The sequence below is a fragment of the Arsukibacterium perlucidum DSM 18276 genome, assembly GCF_000382165.1.
Classification (GTDB): domain Bacteria; phylum Pseudomonadota; class Gammaproteobacteria; order Enterobacterales; family Alteromonadaceae; genus Alishewanella; species Alishewanella perlucidum.
In genome coordinates, this window is sequence record NZ_KB907703.1 from 248,292 (window position 1) to 264,956 (window position 16,665).

The 16,665-nt window shown below is 52.9% G+C and carries 16 protein-coding genes and 1 pseudogene; all 17 read right to left on the bottom strand.

Translation table 11 applies throughout. The features are described 5' to 3' along the window. On the bottom strand, positions 1–1,227 hold the full coding sequence (locus H141_RS0104115) for a hypothetical protein (RefSeq protein ID WP_019674976.1): 1,227 nt from the start codon (positions 1,225–1,227) through the stop codon (positions 1–3). Positions 1,228–1,244: 17 nt separating this feature from the next. Beyond that, positions 1,245–2,180 carry an AgmX/PglI C-terminal domain-containing protein gene (locus H141_RS0104120; protein ID WP_240473091.1) on the bottom strand — a complete coding sequence of 312 codons (936 nt, stop codon included), beginning with the start codon at positions 2,178–2,180 and terminating at the stop codon, positions 1,245–1,247. Continuing rightward, positions 2,177–2,701, bottom strand: a complete 525-nt coding sequence (locus H141_RS0104125; protein ID WP_019674978.1) for an ExbD/TolR family protein — start codon at positions 2,699–2,701, stop codon at positions 2,177–2,179. The genes H141_RS0104120 and H141_RS0104125 overlap by 4 nt, the downstream gene beginning before the upstream one ends. Further along, on the bottom strand, positions 2,698–3,222 hold the full coding sequence (locus H141_RS0104130) for a biopolymer transporter ExbD (RefSeq protein ID WP_019674979.1): 525 nt from the start codon (positions 3,220–3,222) through the stop codon (positions 2,698–2,700). The genes H141_RS0104125 and H141_RS0104130 overlap by 4 nt, the downstream gene beginning before the upstream one ends. Continuing rightward, on the bottom strand, positions 3,206–3,865 hold the full coding sequence (locus H141_RS0104135; RefSeq protein ID WP_019674980.1) for a MotA/TolQ/ExbB proton channel family protein: 660 nt from the start codon (positions 3,863–3,865) through the stop codon (positions 3,206–3,208). The genes H141_RS0104130 and H141_RS0104135 overlap by 17 nt, the downstream gene beginning before the upstream one ends. A gap of 12 nt (positions 3,866–3,877) precedes the next feature. Then, positions 3,878–4,258: a hypothetical protein gene (locus tag H141_RS0104140; RefSeq protein WP_019674981.1), complete on the bottom strand. Its 381-nt coding sequence runs from the start codon at positions 4,256–4,258 to the stop codon at positions 3,878–3,880. A 3-nt stretch (positions 4,259–4,261) separates the two neighbouring features. After that, the gene (locus tag H141_RS20880) at positions 4,262–4,960 is read right to left on the bottom strand and encodes a tetratricopeptide repeat protein (protein ID WP_019674982.1); all 699 of its coding nucleotides are present in this window, start codon (positions 4,958–4,960) and stop codon (positions 4,262–4,264) included. Next, positions 4,947–7,823: a tetratricopeptide repeat protein gene (locus tag H141_RS21380; protein WP_019674983.1), complete on the bottom strand. Its 2,877-nt coding sequence runs from the start codon at positions 7,821–7,823 to the stop codon at positions 4,947–4,949. The genes H141_RS20880 and H141_RS21380 overlap by 14 nt, the downstream gene beginning before the upstream one ends. After that, positions 7,823–9,775 (bottom strand): hypothetical protein, encoded by a 1,953-nt coding sequence (locus tag H141_RS0104155; RefSeq protein ID WP_019674984.1) that lies wholly within the window; start codon positions 9,773–9,775, stop codon positions 7,823–7,825. The genes H141_RS21380 and H141_RS0104155 overlap by 1 nt, the downstream gene beginning before the upstream one ends. After that, positions 9,760–10,290: a hypothetical protein gene (locus H141_RS0104160; protein WP_019674985.1), complete on the bottom strand. Its 531-nt coding sequence runs from the start codon at positions 10,288–10,290 to the stop codon at positions 9,760–9,762. Before H141_RS0104160 ends, H141_RS0104155 begins: the two co-directional genes overlap by 16 nt. 12 nt (positions 10,291–10,302) lie before the next feature. Further along, the gene (locus tag H141_RS0104165) at positions 10,303–11,442 is read right to left on the bottom strand and encodes a DUF3570 domain-containing protein (protein WP_019674986.1); all 1,140 of its coding nucleotides are present in this window, start codon (positions 11,440–11,442) and stop codon (positions 10,303–10,305) included. After that, positions 11,429–11,677 carry a DUF4266 domain-containing protein gene (locus H141_RS0104170; protein WP_019674987.1) on the bottom strand — a complete coding sequence of 83 codons (249 nt, stop codon included), beginning with the start codon at positions 11,675–11,677 and terminating at the stop codon, positions 11,429–11,431. The genes H141_RS0104165 and H141_RS0104170 overlap by 14 nt, the downstream gene beginning before the upstream one ends. Next, the gene (locus H141_RS0104175; RefSeq protein ID WP_019674988.1) at positions 11,643–12,134 is read right to left on the bottom strand and encodes a TlpA family protein disulfide reductase; all 492 of its coding nucleotides are present in this window, start codon (positions 12,132–12,134) and stop codon (positions 11,643–11,645) included. Before H141_RS0104175 ends, H141_RS0104170 begins: the two co-directional genes overlap by 35 nt. Positions 12,135–12,150: 16 nt before the next feature. Beyond that, positions 12,151–12,783: an outer membrane beta-barrel domain-containing protein gene (locus H141_RS0104180; protein WP_019674989.1), complete on the bottom strand. Its 633-nt coding sequence runs from the start codon at positions 12,781–12,783 to the stop codon at positions 12,151–12,153. Next, positions 12,753–13,463, bottom strand: coding sequence for an SH3 domain-containing protein (locus H141_RS0104185; protein WP_157610711.1), 711 nt, complete (start codon positions 13,461–13,463; stop codon positions 12,753–12,755). The genes H141_RS0104180 and H141_RS0104185 overlap by 31 nt, the downstream gene beginning before the upstream one ends. Continuing rightward, the gene (locus H141_RS0104190; RefSeq protein WP_019674991.1) at positions 13,464–16,073 is read right to left on the bottom strand and encodes an HzsA-related protein; all 2,610 of its coding nucleotides are present in this window, start codon (positions 16,071–16,073) and stop codon (positions 13,464–13,466) included. A gap of 314 nt (positions 16,074–16,387) precedes the next feature. Continuing rightward, positions 16,388–16,665 (bottom strand): annotated as a pseudogene (locus H141_RS21065) (IS4 family transposase); the annotation flags it as partial.

Sequence of the window (16,665 nt, forward strand, 5' to 3'; positions counted from 1 at the left end):
TTACTCCCCCATACAATAGGTGGCGGTGTCGGCGAACACCTGCTTTAAGTTATAACCGCTCTGGCTGAACCGGTCACTTGTTTGCTGGATCAGATTAACATCAGCCAGGGTTTCCGGTGGCCGTAAACAGGTTGCTGCAAAGGCTTTTTTAACCTGGCATTGGGCAAAAGCAACCGAATGCGCCAATTCCTGACCTAAGCTTTTTGCGCCATGGCCCTCGCCCGGTAAACTGCTATCCCAGCCCAATGCCTGGTTCTGGCCCTGGCGCCAATAGTTTTGCCAGTGATCATCTGCTGTTTTAAAGCCAAACGGAAAGTTACCGGCGTTAATATGGTATTTCGGCTGCACCCGGCTGCCGGTTTGATTGTTAGAGCTGCCGGTTTGCTGATAAAACAGCCGGCCGTTGTCGCCACTCTCGTCAGTAAACTGGTAGTCGTAATAAGCAAAAGCCTGAGCCAGCGGATCCATCCCCGCATGACAACCCAGACAACGGTTATGAAAAATCCGGCTGTCACCGCCAGGGCTGCGACTAACATCCTGGCGGATCCGATCGGCAGGCGTGCTGCTGTCTTTTAACGGTTCAAGGTCAGTACAAAGCTGGCTCATTAAGGTGAAGCGGAGCATGGCCCGGTTGGTGCCCAGATAAAAAAACGCTTTAGCACCGGCCCGGCTGGTCATCACACCCGCACTGGCCTCGAACGGGATCCCGAGCAGGCTACTTTGGGAGCGGGGTTCCAGATACTGCTGTAAATCAACACCCTGCTGCTCCAGCGCCTGATAGTGAGCATTGTTATCAGCAGCATAGGCTGGCAAACCTAAACTATCGGCCCCAACATACAACACATCGGTTTGCAAAATTTGCCGGAAATCTGCGTTATCCCTGACCAAACCAATAATCGTCGCGCTGTAGTCATTCAACGGTTCAAAAATATCCAGGTCGCGGTTAGTCGCCGGCGCGGCAAATAATTTTAAGGTCGTCCGATAAAAATCCGGATGTTGCATCGCCAGATCAGCCGCTGCGCCGGCATTGCCCTGGGCGATTAAATCTGCCATCTGTTGCAGGGTAACCGCATCAGCCGGCACACCTGCCAGCCGGTCGTGCAAGCGTTTCGCCTGCTCCAGTGGCCCGGCTGCCAGGGCGCCACTAAACACCAAGGCGCCACTAAACAATAGTGCAACTGCAGCTAACAGCAGGCCTGGTGCCGGCGGTTTCAGATAGCTTTGCATATTTCTCTCCTGCCCGGCTAGCCGGGTAAAAACGCGATGGTCCACTTCGAACGGGTTGGCGATACGTCGGCCGCGCCGAAATTCACCGCCTGTAAGCGCAGCATTAACTGGCGCTCCAGCCGCTCATCATTTAATTCACTTTCAACAATATTTACCTGCTGCATGCTGCCGTCCGGGTTTATTATCAGCTCAAACACTACCTTACCTTTTAGCAACGGATTTGCCCGCAAGGCCCGGTTATACAGGGTGTACAAACTGCTTTTATTGGCTTCCAGGGTTTGGCGGATACTGGCTTCAGAGCGTCCGCCCTGTGCTGCCGCCTCGCTGTTTGCCGCACTGCCTGAACTGGAGTTTGCCGGTGCAGCCGACGCCAGCCCCCTAAGTTCAGCATCTGCCAGGCTGATACTTTCGGCCCGGTTTAAATCAGCCCGCGCTACATCAGCGCTGACCGGCGCCGCCGCTTTGGCTGCGGTTTTTGCAAGCTGGGGATTGCTAATAAGTTCAGGCTCAGCGCTGGCTGCACTTTGCTGACCGTCCCGCTGCAATTGCGGTGCCTGCTGATTTACCGTAAAAGTCTGGCGCAGTGCTGCCAATTCATCCTGCATCGCCAGTAAACCCGCTTGCTGCGCTTGCGCCCTTGCCTGCTCAGTTGTTAGCGGGCTGGCTTCAACCACCGGCTGCTCGGGTTCGGGTTCTGGCAATAGCTCAGGCTCTGGCTCTGGTACAGGCAGCTCAATTGGCTCTGGCGGGATAATCTCCCGCTGCTCCAGCATTACCCGCGCCAGTTGTGGCGGCAATTGTTCCAGTTGCTGCCGGCTGCGCTCGGGTACCTGATATAAGGGTACCGCTATCGATAACAGCAGCAGCAATACCAGGCCACCAATAACGACTTTACTGAAAAACTGATCTTCGTTTTGCCAGCCTGATCCGCCGGGCATCGTTAGCGTTGTCATGGCGTTGCCTCCAGCGCACTGCTGCGCTGTTCAACCGCCAGCGATACATCACGGTATTCGGTAGCCGCACTGATCGCCATCAACCGGCGCAGCACCGCATAAGGAGTAGCGGCATCTGCCAGGATAGTCAGCGGACGGCCGACAGCCTGTTGCTCAGCAGTTAACGGTGCAGCACGGCCCGCCAGATACTGCAGTTCCTGCTGTACGGCTGTCGCTAACGGTTCCTGCCATAGTTCAGGTGCTTGCTGCCAGTCGCCACGCCAGACAGGTTTTCCCTGGACTAAAACACCACTGGCGGTAACCGTCAGTAACACCTGCTCCCGTGGCAGTTGCTCCGATACGGATTGCGGCAGGCTCATCTCTTTATTGCTGGGCAGCACCACCACATCAGACTGGTTCACCATCAGGAAAAACACCAGAATAGTGAAGATATCCATCAGCGCCACCAGATTTAACTTAGAACTTTGCGCCAGCCGCTGATTTTGTTTCAACATCCGTTTTGCACGAAATGATTGTTTCATTCAGGCCCCTCGCTTACCTCAGCCGGCAACTGGCCAAGCGAAATTAACGGAAATAATTCAGCATCCACTACCGATGCTGCCACCACCGCTTTAAAAGCCCGTACCGTGTCCATTGCGCTTACCAGGGTTTGGTAATCCAGGGTCTCCGGGGCCAGAATACTGATATCCCGCTTTTCGATGTTTTGCTGTTGCCAGGTTAGCTTTAAATCCTGCAAAAATGCTGATAACGCTGCAAAGTCGGGCTGGCCCTGTGCGTTGTGAGCAAACTCCCGCAGCAACTGACCCGCCGGATAATTCAGCCGCAGCCGGTCATGCCGCAGTTCCAACTCCAGTACTTGTGGATTGTCTTGCTCTTGTTGCATCAACTGCTCAGTTTGCGGCGGCAATTGAATATTCAGCACCCTTATCTGGGTAAATACCAGACTGAGTAACAACACTGGTACCAATACAATCATCAGATTCATAAAGGAGGTAATGTCGAGCTCGGCCTCGTTCTGGCTGATTTTATGCTTTCTGATCATCCCGGCCACCCGTAAAACGTTGTCCGATACTATTCATTAATTTAATCCCGGCCATTTCCATGGTATCGACAATACTGGCCGTTTTGCTTTGCAACAGCGCATGGACAAATACCAGTGGGATCGCGGTCATCAAACCAAAGGCTGTGGTATTCATCGCCACTGAAATACTCGATGACAATAAACTGGCCTTTTCTGACGGGTCAGCATTGGCTACTGCCGAGAACGCCGCAATTAAACCGACGATAGTACCCAGTAAGCCCAGCAAGGTAGCGACATTAGCCAGAGTTGCTAAAAAAGGCGTTCTTTTCTGCAAACGCAGGCTGTATTCCAGCACCACTTCTTCCATGGCATATTCCATGTCTTCGCGCCGGTGCGACGACGTTAAGCGGTTGACGCCACTGGCCAGCATCAAACCCAACGGCGTCTGATTACTGTCAGCCTGTTGCAAAATGGCTTTGGTATCAGCCGCGGCTATCGCAGGCTGCAGCTGACGATAAGCGCGCTGATTGCTGGCATAGACCGAGCGTAAAAACCACCAGCGCTCGATGGTAATCGCAATACCCAAAATCAGAATAAAAGCGATTGGAAAAATAAAGTAACCACCTTCCTGCAAAAACCGCACTATGCTGTTGACGAAATCCATACTGTAAACCTCTTAATTATTTTTTGTTGATGCTGTAGCGGCAGGTTGCTGATTTAGCGCCTGTGCCTCTATAAAACGCAGGAACTGCTGGCGATCCAATGGTTGGATAGGTTCCGGCGCTACCTTAATATCCGGCGCCGGAATACGAATTTGGGCAATACTGTCCTGCCATGGTAAAACATATAAGGTCCGTGGCTGCTGCTGATTACCACTGATGGTGGTACTGATATCAACCTGCACCGTGGCAGCTTGTTGGCGCATAGCAGCCGTATTTTCTGGCATTGCCGGTCCAGCTTGCCTGGCTGGCGCATCCGGCTCAGCCTGCTGCGCCTGACAAACTCCGGCCAGCAGAAACAGGCTCAGGCTGAACCCTTTAATAGTTAACTGAACCATCTGTTACTCCTGCTGCTCAAGTAAGCTCAGCCAGGCTTCGGCCATCGGATCGGCCGTCAGCTGCTGATATTGCTGATAGTGGTAACGGGCCTGCTCAGGCTGCGCCAGGTATAGCTCGTACAGAAACCCCAGATTTTTATGGGCACTGGCAAAATCGTTGTTACGCTCAAGCGCATCCAGCCAATAGCGCCGGGCCTGATTAAAGTTACCGGCCTGGCGGGCTATTATTCCCAGCAAGTTTGTCGCTTCAATGTAATCTGGCTGGCGCTCAACCAAGGCTGTTAACTGCTGACGGGCCTGCTCAGTCAGCTGTAACTGCCAGTAACACAGTGCCAGATTGTAATGAATACCGGCTGCATCCGGCACACTTTGGGCTAAGGGTACAAGCAGCGTTAACGCTGCCTGATAGTCTTCGTTTCGGATCAGTTGCTTTGCCTGCTGAAACCGGGTCTGTAATCCAGGCGGCAGCGTTGGTTTGTCCTGCAGCGCAGCCACCGCTGATTCTGGCGCGGCGGTTGGCTCAGACAGTGGCGGCGGCTGCTCTGTTGCAGTTTCCGGCAAATCAGCTGTTACGCTGTCCTGCTGGGAGAGCTGAGCACAATGGCTTAGCGATAGCAGCATCAGCAGGGCAGCAGCCAGTCGCAGGGTTTTATTACCCGCCCTGCTATGCCCGGTGTCAATCAGCAGCTTAGTAAGCTTCATCGGCCAGCTCCAGATAAACTTCAGGTTTGCGATAACGGGCCGGGAATAACTCAGCCAGCTTGCTGAAACTTGCAGCAACCCATTGGTCATAGAGTGGCTGCGCCACCAATCCGGCATTTTGCTGATAAATTTCAATCGCCAGCTCTTCAAACGGATACGCCTGCTCTTCCAGCAGCAAGTCGTATTGCTCCAACGCCAGTGCATCTAATCCTTTTGGTCGTTCAGAATTTAGCAACGCTGCGGCCATTTGCTGATATAAACTGGCAATCTGATATTGCGCCTGACTATAAAAATCGGCTACCTGCCAGCTCATACTGGTTTGCAGCAGCTTAATGGCGGCTGTCATATGGGTTTGTTTTATCTTTAAATTATCCCGCAGCGGCTGTTTAAGGCTTACCGCACTAAATAACATGCTGTTATGCAGGCCTAGCTGCAATGCGGCATCGGCCGCCAGATAGCGGGTACGCTCACTGCCGGCGGCTTGCTGGTCTGCATTTTGTTGATCAGTAAGTTGCTGCTCAGCAGTAACCATTTTTTGATACCAGAAGTTACGCCGGCTGACATCGTTTTGCGCCTTATACAGCTGTACCAGCCTGGCCCGGGCTTCCTGTGCCGGCAAGTGGGGCTGCGGATACTGATTGGCGTAACTGCGGTAAGCCAGGCGGGCCGCCTCACTGTTGCCGGCCTGCCAGTAGTAACCTGCCACTTTATACAATAATGCTTGCTGCTCAGCCCCCCCAGGTAACCGCGCAACTTGCTGGCTGATTAAGTCTGCAGCACTCTGCCAGTCCTCTAATTGCTCATAGCTATTTAACATAGCTTTGGTAATTGCCGGCTGTTCGGCGCTATCCGGGTAGCGCTGCTGATAGGCCTGCATCAGGCTGATTGCTTCAGGCAGGTTCTGCTGTTCAAGCTGCAGACTGATTTGCTGATAAGCCGCACTTTGATGGTATTCCGATTCCGGCAAACCCAGTAAGCGTTGTAAATGAGCCAGCTGCGCACTAACAGTTAAGCCCGTTTGCTGCGCCTGCTGATAAACTGCAGAGGCCAGCTGCTGGCTGAGCAACTGCCGCCTTTCAGTGGCAAGAGTGCTGTCAGCAGCCTGATAAATACTCAGCAAATGCTGGATGCTTTGTTCTGCCTGCGCATAATCGCCTACAGCCAGTTCAGTCTGGCTGACAATAAATAGAGCTTCGCGCACCAGCTGTGGTTTACTTTGCTGTGGATGCGGCCAGTCTGTTACCCGGCTGGCATAGCTTACAATCTTTGAATAAGCCTGTTGCTGATAAAGCTCGGTCAGCTGATTTAACGCCACCTGCTGGGCGGCCGGGTGCCGGCTGTGCCAGCGCACAAACTGCTGTTGCTGCTGCCACCAGATATCCGCTGCTGTCGCACCGGCACCGGTTGTATTGGCTAACTCTTCACTTAGCAGCAGCGCCCGGTATGCTGCTTGCTCTGCAGTAAAGCTACGGGCGTTAAGTTCAGTCGTGGGATAACCCAGTTGCTGATATGCCTCCAGTGCGGCCTCTTGCTGGCCACTGCCTGCCAGTGCCTCTGCCAGCAAATAACGCACATCATCTGTCAACAGCAAACTATCATCATTCTGCTCTGGCGCTAATAACGGCTGCACCAGCAGCAGTTGCTGCCAGTATTGCACCAGTCTGGCAAACTGCTCTGGCTTGTCTTCGTCGCTGGCTTGCTGCGCCTGCTGATAACCCTTGCGGCCAAAATAATCGAGATACTGGGCTAATTGCGGCGCCAGTTCGGCCTGTTCATCTGATCTGGCTTGTTGCCAGAAGGTCGTTGTCGGGCCAAACAGCCGGATAAAATCCTGCTGCGCCAGCTCTGCGTTGTCAGCTTCTGCATAATCCAGGTGGTATTGCACCAATTGCAGTTGCATGCGGGCGGCTGCAATAGCCAACGGCTGATCAGCAATAAACAAGCGGTAACTTTCAAGTGCCGCCTGATTTAACTCTTTTTCAAAAAGAAAGTCTGCCAGCGCCTGAAACAATGCGGCCTGATACGGCACCGGCCGCTGCTCTGGCGGCCCGTCGCGATAGTTTGCCCGCTGCAGCAGCGCCAATAAACTTGCTGCCTGCTGCTGATAACTCAGGGAAATGCTTAAGATCCGCTGCAACTCCTGGCGCAGGCTTTGCTGCTCATCCTCGCTAAGACGCTGGTGATAGGTTAAATCCAGTGCCTGCAAAAAGGCATCATCAGCAAAGGGATACTGCTGCAACTGAAAATGGCTCCAGCCGGTCATATATAACGCATGCTGCTGCAGCTCAGGCCCTGCCAGGCCGAGCACCTGCTCAAAAGCATTTAGCGCCTCGGGATAACTGGCCTGACTATAATAAATATCGCCAATCCGGAACCACAGCTCAGCAGCAAACTCACTTTGCGGGTAATGTTGCAGCAATAATTGCATCTGCTGCTGTGCCGCCTGGCTATCCCCTGTCAGATCAAGCGCCCGCGCCAGCTGATAATGAATAAGCTCATTGTTTGGATCGCCGGGAAACTGTTGCAGCAAGGCCCGGTATTCAGTAATCAACGAAGCTAACGCCTGCTGCTCCGCGTCCGGACTCAGCTCGCTTAACTCCAGTTGCCGGGTGTTCAGTTGCGATAAGCGGTAAAGCACTTTTTGCCGCACTTCCATTGCCGGGGCCAGAGCTAATAATGCCTGATACACCTGTTGCAATTTTGCTGCAGTAACCCGTTCCGGTTCAGGCAGCACTGCCTGATTAAATGGCGTTAATTCTGCCAGGGTAGGCCGGCGCACTTTTTTATCCGGTGCACTGCTACAGCCAGCTAACAGCGTTAACGCCAGCAACGAAGTGACAGCACAGGCCGCAGTGGTTCGCATTATTGCCCCTCCTGTGAGGTCAGCAATACTTGCTCCATTATCCGGGCAATAGCCTGGGTATTTAAGCGTTGCAATTCCAGCAGTTGTTCACGTTCCGCCAGCTGCAGTTGCTGTAAACCACTGTTCAGCCGGGCGAGCAGCTGTTGCTGCTGGGCGGCTAAAGCCATTTCAAACTGACTTTCCCGGGCTGTAAGCCTCGCCAGTTGTTGCTGTTGAGCCAGCAAACGCCCGGTTTTACCATCCAGCCGGGTTAAGCGCTTAAGCGCATCGTTACTGGCTGCCAGCTCTGCTGTCAGCTGCCGCTGCTGCTTAGCCAGTTGCCAGTGCCGCTCTGCCCTGTTGTATTGATAATGCCATTGTAAAATACCCTGTAACCGGCCTAACCGGCTGGCTGCCTGGTTAACATCGCGACCGGCGGCGCTAAGTGCCTCAACCCTGCCCTGCGCTCTACCCAGCATTTGCTGCAACCGGGCAAAATTTTGCTCAGTGTCATCCCGCCACAATTGCTGTGCCATTGGCTGTTGTCCGGCAGTTGCTATTTCAGCAGCCAGCTGCTCTGCCTGCAATTGCAATGCCTGCTGCTGAGCCGTAAGCCTGGGCAAAGCTGCCGTTAATAATTGTTGCTGCTGTGCCAGTTTAAACTGAACAACCTCAGTAAGGTTTTCCAGCCTTTGTAGCCGCTGCTGTTGCAACTGTTGCAAATATTGCACCGCACTAAGCTGATTATTTAACTGAAATAACGATGCCTGCTGGCGCAGCTGATAACGCTGCCAGTCACTGAGAGTCGCGGGCGTTGTCAGCTGTGCAAGCTGCACCGGGCTGGCGTGCCCGCTGTTGGCGGCCAGTTGCTGCTGATAATAGTTATCGGCCCAGCGGTATGCGGCCAGCGCATCTTGCTGAGCCAGGGCGCGTTCAAACTGATTACCCAACTGATGGGCAGCCAGCCAACTGGCCGCAGTGTAGGGATAACGGGCGATAAGTTGCTGTAATACCGCCAGCAAGGTTGGAATTTGCCGGTTTTCGGTTAAGACATCACGGTACAGCGTCATCGCCGGTAAGGTCAGGACACTGTTACTGGCAAATTCAGCCAGCACCTGCTGCGCCTCAGCCCATTGCAGCTGATCAACCAGCAGGCCGGCTTGCAGCAACTGCAGGTAATCAGCCAGTGCCTGCCGCTCATTGCTGTCGCTAAGCAGCGGTTCAGACCAGCGCCAGCGAAATAATTGCAACCAGAAGTCAGGTTGGGTATCTGGCAGCAACTGTTGCCTGAGCTTTACCAACAGCGCTAATGCCTGAGCAGGTTGCTGTTGCTGGCGCAGCGCCAGGATCTGATTGATGACGACGTACGGCAGCTCACTTTGTCCGGCCAGGCGGCTGAATACCTCAGGATCGGACACCGACACTGTTGGCCAGTTCAGTAATTGCTGCAACAGCTCTGCCTGGCCGGCCAGCTCAGCCAGTGGCTGGCTGAGCTGACTAAGATAGTGTCCGGCCTGCCCGCCATGCTGCTGCTCGAACAATAACCGGCTGTATTGCAGTAGCGCAATATTACGCAACTGGCGGGGCAAGGTGCCGCTAACGGTTTGATCATCCAGTAAGCGTTGCAGCAAACTGGCACTCGCAGCTGGCATGTCCAGCTGCAACAATAATCCGGCCTGTAACAGCCTGGCTTTAGCCGGCTCATCGGCTGCCAGTGATAACTGCAACAACGCCTGATAGTAGTCATCCAGGTAAAAATGCCAGGCTGCCAGCCGATAGTGCTTTTCTGTGGGTGATGCTGTGGAAAATTCTTTGCCTGCCTCGTGGCGTGACTCGTTGCCTGCCTCTCTACCTGCCTCTCTACCTGCCTCTCTACCTGATAAGGGCTCTGCTATTGCAGGTAGCAACAAGCATGACGCCAGCAGCGCCAATATAAGGGTTGTTACTACACTGTTATTCAGTTGCCGGACCATACTTCTACACTGAAATCAGGTTGGTAATTGGCACTGCTGTCGGTAATTTTCAGCTCCAGCAACATGGCATCATCTGCTTTGGTAAAACTGTGGCTGACTGCACGGCGATAATCACGGCCTTCTGGCCCTTTACCAACAAACACCGCAGTTAAGCTATGCTCACCAGCCCGGATATTACCTTTATATAAAGGCTGAATGGCGCCACGCTGCAAACCGGCAAGCTCACTGGCGGTATACAGATGGGCACTAACCGCCTGATCATTTATTGTTAGCTGAATACTATCCAGCTGAAAAAAGCTGCCCGCATCTACTGACACAAAAACTGCCAGCTGGGTTTGCGGTGGAAACAATAACTCCTCTTCAAGAATGAATAATTCACGATTCAGGGCAATCGCCTGTTGCTTTAACTGCTCCAGTTGCTGTTGCGCCGACTCTTCCGGGTTAGCCAGCGCCGGCGGCGTAGCTAATACTAGCAACAGACTAAACAACCAAGATAAAGCGAGCAGATATCTCATGGTGCAACCCCACTAAAAATAAATACTGAAAAAGGCCCGATACACATTGGCAGTTAACCGGTACAAAGGTTCGGTACCGGCCTCGGCATTGGTGACAGTGACGTTACGAAAATTGTTGTAGTTAAACCGGATATGGTCCCACTCCAGGTTTAACTCCGGCTTGGCGGCTGGCCACCATGTCCAGCTGGCAAAACGGTAACTGGCGCCAATACCAACACTCAGATTATTAAAATCACTCAGCTCTTTGTCTCTGGCCATAAAGTTCTGTTGATCAGCGAATTCAAATAGATCAGCATAAAACGATGCCTGCCCCTGCTGATACCAGCGCACGTGGCCATCTAACACCCAACGCTCAGCAACCGGATGCACATATTCCAATTCGGCATCAAAAGCCCGGATATCCCAGCTATCCTGGTAATGGCGCAGCGAGGCTGTTAACGCTGCCCGGTACGGCAGATAAAATTTATTAACCAGCCCCAGTGCAAAACTGTTGCGGGTATTGGGATAAATCTCAAACTGATAGCCGTAGCCCAGCTCTGACAGCGGATCACGGTAACGCACACTGCGATAAGGATTGTTCAGAAAGCCCTGTTCCATATCGACATCGGCATTTAAGGCACTGATCCAGCGGGTACTCAGCACCTGAGTAATGCCCAGACTGTAGCTGTAACGACGTAATTGCTCACTGAAACTTTCATCGCCATTGCGGCCAATTTCATCGTCACCTATCGCCGCATTCAGACTCAGGGTGGTCATGCCGCCAAATGTATCATGGGCAACGCCAAAGGATACCGACTTAGCGTTGTAGTCATCTTCGTCACTCTGAGCATAATTCAGCGACAAAATACTGTTACCGGTAAGATAATCGACCCCAAGCCGGCTTTCTATCCGGGTTTCGCTGTAGGCCGATGCCGTAGCAACAACATCTATAGAGGCGCCTGATACCGTATCAACATAATAAAAACCTGACACCGAGACCTGCTCGCCAATTTTACTGCGCAGCATCAGTGCCGGTCCGTCAATCGACACCCCGCCCCCCTGATAACTGTGCTGCATCAGATCAATCCGGTTATCGGGCAGTACCGCGGCAGCCAGCGAGCTACTTAGCAGCAAAGCCGGCCAAAGCAGGCACGGCCATTTAGTTACAACCACAACCGCCCCCACCACTGCCGTCGGCGCCTTTCGCGGCTTCCCGCGAGTCGCGTACATGAGCACTGTGCTGCAGGGCGACCGGGTGGCGGCCAAAGGCCATAATCGGATCAGCCAGTTCTGCCCGCTGATAAGGCTTAACCCAGGGCTCAATACTGGCACAGCCAGCCAGGCTGAGTAACGCCACTACAGTGGCCAGCAGCTTAGTTGCGGAGCAGGGTTTTGATATCATTTTCATACTTTTGCTCATAGCCAGGTTTATAACCGCGATGGACACTGTGCACTTCGCCATCCTGATTGATAATGACGGTGGTAGGCATAGCCTGTACCTGATAGCTCGCTGATACGCTGTTTTCAGTATCAAACAAAATAGGAAACTCAACCCTGGTTTTACTCAGATACTTCTGAGCAGCGCTGCTGTCAGCCTCGACATTGACGCCCCAGATCTGCACGCCCAACGGTTGATACTTAGTGGCCAGTTTATCCAGCGCCGGCATTTCCTGAATACAGGGGCCGCACCAACTGGCCCAGAAATTCAGCACAATGATGTCTCCCCGTTGCTCAGCCAGCCGCAGATTAACGCCACTTAATGACTTCAGGGTAAAATCAGGGGCAATAGCTCCCGTATCAGCGCGGGCAGGCAGGGCGCTTAATGGCAGCACAGTTAACAACAAACTCAATAACAGTGTTTTCATACAACTTTCCCATTAACTAAAAATAAACAGCAAGCCCCAGCGCCACACTCAGGTTGTGGCTGGTCTTACTCTCAGCCAGAATAGTGGTTTCAAACACGTAGTCTGCCACCACCAGATCCAGCGCTAACCAATCAGTCAGATATAACCTGAACTGGCTGCCAAATTTAACCGCAAACACCTTGTCGCCGGCAAAGTCGACATTGCCGGCACCAGCAAACAACGACCAACCGTTATTAACTGCGTAATCACTGCCGAGGTATACCTGACCAGGCAGCAATACATAACCCAGCTCTGCGCCGTAATAGTGCCATTGCCGCTCATCGTCTGTTAACAGTGGCGCTGCACCGCTTAAACGCTCATACGATGTCAGGCCGGCTTTAGCAAGGGCGTATTCAGCACTGACATAAAAATCTTCATTAATGTGGTAACTAAGCTGCAATACCGCCAGGCCACTATTGCCAAAATCCTCTATGGCCAATGCCCCACCACGCAGGGCTATGGCAAAGTTCTCGGTATCCAGCCGGGCAGGTATCACCTGCGACTGCTTGACTTGGGGCTCAATCCGGGCACTGCTTTGCTGCGCCATAGCCAGTGGGCTTAACAACAATAAAGCGCTGGCTAGAATGCCAGGCGTAATCCAATTAACCATGTATTCGTCTCTTCATTAACATCGCGGTCGGTACTGACCAGCGCTCTGCGGTAGCGCAGGTTTGCCTGAACCCGCCGGGTCAGCGGATAATTCACACCAAGTTCCATTGTTGCCAGCGGGCTGCTGCGCTCGGCTGTCTGCACCAGCACGGTTCTCGGTCGGGTTAATAATACGCCGCCACCCAGAGCTATATAGGGCGACACCTGCCAGTGTGGCCATGGGCTGATACTTAACTGCAATAAATACTGTTGGCTGCTGGCTTGCTGGCCACTGCCCTGGCCGGCACTCAGCTCTAATGCTACTACATCAGAAAACAGGTAACTGCCGCTAAGCTGATAATAACTGGTACCGGCAAAATCACCGCCGGCTAAGCCCAGTTGCCAGCGGCGCTGGCCCTGCTCTGCCTGCCACAGTGTCGCAACGCTCTGCTCAGTACCAGCCGGATATAAATACTCGAGCTCTGAGGCTGCCAGCCACAACTGCTGCTGCCGGTATTGCACTTTAATCCAGGCCGTGCGTTGCTTCAGCAACTGCAAACTATCTTGTTTAAGTGCCACTTGCACTACCGGGTAGCCACGACCTGGCCCGGTTCGCAAATCGATAAAATCTTTCTGGACTACAACCTGCTGAGCAAAAACAGGTGCGGCTAACATTAGCAATAGCGTCCACAACCGAGCCATCTATTCAGGCTCCACAGCAAAGGGTGAGTTGTAATATTGGCCGCCCATATCCAGCCAGTGACTGAGCAGCCGCAATTCTGGTGCCGATAAATAGCCCTGATGGCTGCCGCCTGCACTAAATTTCTGGAAGAAACGCTGACTGGCCAGCGCACCACCAGCGCGCATGCTGGCCGGCACGGTAACAGCTACCATTACCGGTATCGGGTTGCCGTTCTCATCTAAAATTAACTCACCGTTGGCATCACGCAGAAATACCGGGTTACCATTGGCGTCTACCGCTGGCACCAGTCGGTCGACCAGCACACCACCAACTAACTCTTGTTCATTGTCGTTGCTTAGTAATTCCCGATAGCTGGCCATCTGCCCGGCCTGCAGATCTGAAGCCTGATCAGTAAGCTCTAACTGGCCTGCCGGCACTATGGCATTGCCGGCTGCATCGGTACGGCTATGGCAGCTAACACAACTGTTATCCCGGATTAACTCATTAGTTAAGGGTTCGAACTGGCGGCGGTCTAATTGCCACAATGGCTGGATATGGCTCGGGTAGTCTATCCGTAAACGACATGCAGCCTGCCAGCTGGTAAAACAATCCAGGCCAACCGGTGCCGGCGTGGCAAGATCGGTAAACTGATTCAGCTCTGCCGGATCAGGCTCCCTTAGTGCCGGATCTGTCCACATATCTGTAAAATCTAGCGCTGCGCTCAGCGTCTGCTCTCCCAGTAAGCGCGCCATAGTTTGGGCCATGGTTTCACCGGCATTAGGGGGTAATAAAGGATTAGCGTTGGGAAAGGATGCTGCCGCATTAGCAGGGCCCGGATTAATAGTCGGCCACTCGCCACTTTGCCGGCCGTGTGGCCGGGTATTATTGGCAGTGTGGCAGCCGTTACAATTGAGGGTTTCGCCAGCGGCCAGCGTTATCCATTGCTGATGCTGGGGCGATACAGCCTGGCCATCAGCATTAAGCAAACTAAGCGCCAACGGCACATTCGCCGGTACTTTAACCCGCACCGAGCCATCCGGCTGGACCGGGGTAATGCCAACTAACTCCCGCATTAACTGCCGCCGGTTAACCCCAAAAGCAAAATTCGGCACGTCGCGCACTTCCTCCGGCGGAATTGGCACGCCGCGGCTCAAACTTAAATAACGTAGCGGCCGCTGTGCTGCGCTGTTTTGCATCGGGTCGGCTAACTGGTCTATTGGCAATTCAGCCTCACCACCAATATCGTAAACACTGCGAATATCCAGAATTGCTTCCCCTGTGGCAGCCAATACCGGGTCAGCATCAGGGTTGGCAGGCAAAAATGCCGGCCGTGGATAGTCTTGCAACACTACCGCTTCGCTTAACAATTGCTGAGCAGAGCCTAACCTGACCGGTACCTGAGTTTGCTTTGCTAAGTCAAACAACCACAAACCAAAGCGGGGGCTCGCCGCCGGGTACTCGCTCGGATCATCGACCAGCGCGCAGCTGGTGACCTGCTGGTCTACCAGAACCTGACAGGGCGACCAGCTCACCAGAAACCGTTCAGAACCATCCTGTAAGACAAATACATTCTGCACCAGACCTGCAGGTTCCGGCCGGTTTGAATTATCAAAATTCCAGGGGAGTAATGGTGTTTGCGCCGGTAAATTAAGCACCTGCTGATACAGAGGCTGCTCGTTATCGCTGGCCAGCGCCAAAGCAATTTGCACTGGCGTGGCGCTCAGGTTGTCCTGCTGACGGCTGCTTAATAAGGCGGCAACCTCGCCATTCGCCAAGAGCAGAGGCTTGGCAAAGTCGACCTGACTGTTGTCCGGCCCGGTTTGATGAGAGTGCCAGCCATATACCAGCTGATTAGCGGAGCCGTCTGGCCGCATCTGGTACCAGTTAAACATATTACGATCGCTCTGGTTGTCCCAGCGACTGTATAAAATATGACCATCACTCAGCAACACCGGATAAAGATCATGGCTCAGATTAAAGCTGATTTGTTCAATATCCGAACCATCGGCATTCATTACATGCAGGTTAAAGGCGGGGCCCTGTAAGTCTTCATGCAGTCCGCTGTATTGCGGTTTGAATTCATCGAGCAGGATCTGGCGGGCTTTTTGCTGCCTGCTCGAGCTGAATACAATCCGACCGTCGGCCAGAAAACCGGGGCTAATGTCATGGCCCTGCTCTGCCTGCAACGGGTCAGCAATAACCGGCTCAACGCTACCGGTACTATGGTTATAACGCCAGATGCTCCAACTGGGCTGCAATTCATCCGGCACATCTGGTAGTTCTGGTGGGCGCAGCGCAAACAACAAGGTATTGCCATCGGGTGACACCACCAAATCTTTTACATCGTATGCGGCATCAGCAGTAAACAAGCCGGCCAGTAACTCACGCTCCTGCGACTGGGCGAACGCATTCTGTTTAATAATAAGTTGGGCGCCCGGATTAAACTGCTCGGGAGCAGCCAGATTATACTGGTAGAGATTACCGTCTTCATCCATTAGCGGCCGGACAACAAAAGCCAATGGATATTCCTGCGCAACCGGATCGTTAGGTTCGTCCTGCACGCTGATATCGGCATCGCAACCAACCAGCCAATATATACCGGCCAGCAACAGTAAGGTGTGTTTAATCATTATTAGTAGTACCGGCCACCTACAGCGATGACAACATTGTTAATAACTAAGATGTTAACAAAATAAGTTGTTAAGTAAAAAACAGGCGTACCAGATTAACGCTGGCTATAAGGTAGGGCAAGACAAAATTTTATGCACTGTTAAGGCTGGGTTTGCCGCTTGCCTGTATGTGAAACAACAGTAAAAAGCCAGCTAACAACATAACCCGCTTTCTCAACGGTTTAAGCTTGGTTCTCAAACCGTACCAGGCGTTTTCAGCCCGTTACACGGCCAGTTCCAACAAGAAAAAAGCCAGCAAAAATGCTTAATGCCGGTCAGTTAAGCTGACCGGCATTTTTCTTTCTGACAGGATACTTCAATTTGCTTGATTTTACGCAGCGGGGATAACATCGCTCTCGTCTTCCGGGCAGCAGGAAGTATGAAGCCATTGCCGTAATATCCATTACCACTCGTGGAATACGGCCCGGTGACACATAAGGTAATGTGGCGAGCTGGAACACGATGTGACTGGCAGCCTCCTTGAAGCTTAGCTGGCTTGGCGAGATATCTTTACCTAATGATGCGGCCATAAGAACCATTTGATAGCGAATGA

Coding starts and splice junctions, on each gene's coding strand:
- H141_RS0104115 (WP_019674976.1), bottom strand. CDS start 1,227: ATGCAAAGCTATCTGAAACCGCCGGCACCAGGCCTGCTGTTAGCTGCA.
- H141_RS0104120 (WP_240473091.1), bottom strand. CDS start 2,180: ATGACAACGCTAACGATGCCCGGCGGATCAGGCTGGCAAAACGAAGAT.
- H141_RS0104125 (WP_019674978.1), bottom strand. CDS start 2,701: ATGAAACAATCATTTCGTGCAAAACGGATGTTGAAACAAAATCAGCGG.
- H141_RS0104130 (WP_019674979.1), bottom strand. CDS start 3,222: ATGATCAGAAAGCATAAAATCAGCCAGAACGAGGCCGAGCTCGACATT.
- H141_RS0104135 (WP_019674980.1), bottom strand. CDS start 3,865: ATGGATTTCGTCAACAGCATAGTGCGGTTTTTGCAGGAAGGTGGTTAC.
- H141_RS0104140 (WP_019674981.1), bottom strand. CDS start 4,258: ATGGTTCAGTTAACTATTAAAGGGTTCAGCCTGAGCCTGTTTCTGCTG.
- H141_RS20880 (WP_019674982.1), bottom strand. CDS start 4,960: ATGAAGCTTACTAAGCTGCTGATTGACACCGGGCATAGCAGGGCGGGT.
- H141_RS21380 (WP_019674983.1), bottom strand. CDS start 7,823: ATGCGAACCACTGCGGCCTGTGCTGTCACTTCGTTGCTGGCGTTAACG.
- H141_RS0104155 (WP_019674984.1), bottom strand. CDS start 9,775: ATGGTCCGGCAACTGAATAACAGTGTAGTAACAACCCTTATATTGGCG.
- H141_RS0104160 (WP_019674985.1), bottom strand. CDS start 10,290: ATGAGATATCTGCTCGCTTTATCTTGGTTGTTTAGTCTGTTGCTAGTA.
- H141_RS0104170 (WP_019674987.1), bottom strand. CDS start 11,677: ATGAAAATGATATCAAAACCCTGCTCCGCAACTAAGCTGCTGGCCACT.
- H141_RS0104175 (WP_019674988.1), bottom strand. CDS start 12,134: ATGAAAACACTGTTATTGAGTTTGTTGTTAACTGTGCTGCCATTAAGC.
- H141_RS0104180 (WP_019674989.1), bottom strand. CDS start 12,783: ATGGTTAATTGGATTACGCCTGGCATTCTAGCCAGCGCTTTATTGTTG.
- H141_RS0104185 (WP_157610711.1), bottom strand. CDS start 13,463: ATGGCTCGGTTGTGGACGCTATTGCTAATGTTAGCCGCACCTGTTTTT.
- H141_RS0104190 (WP_019674991.1), bottom strand. CDS start 16,073: ATGATTAAACACACCTTACTGTTGCTGGCCGGTATATATTGGCTGGTT.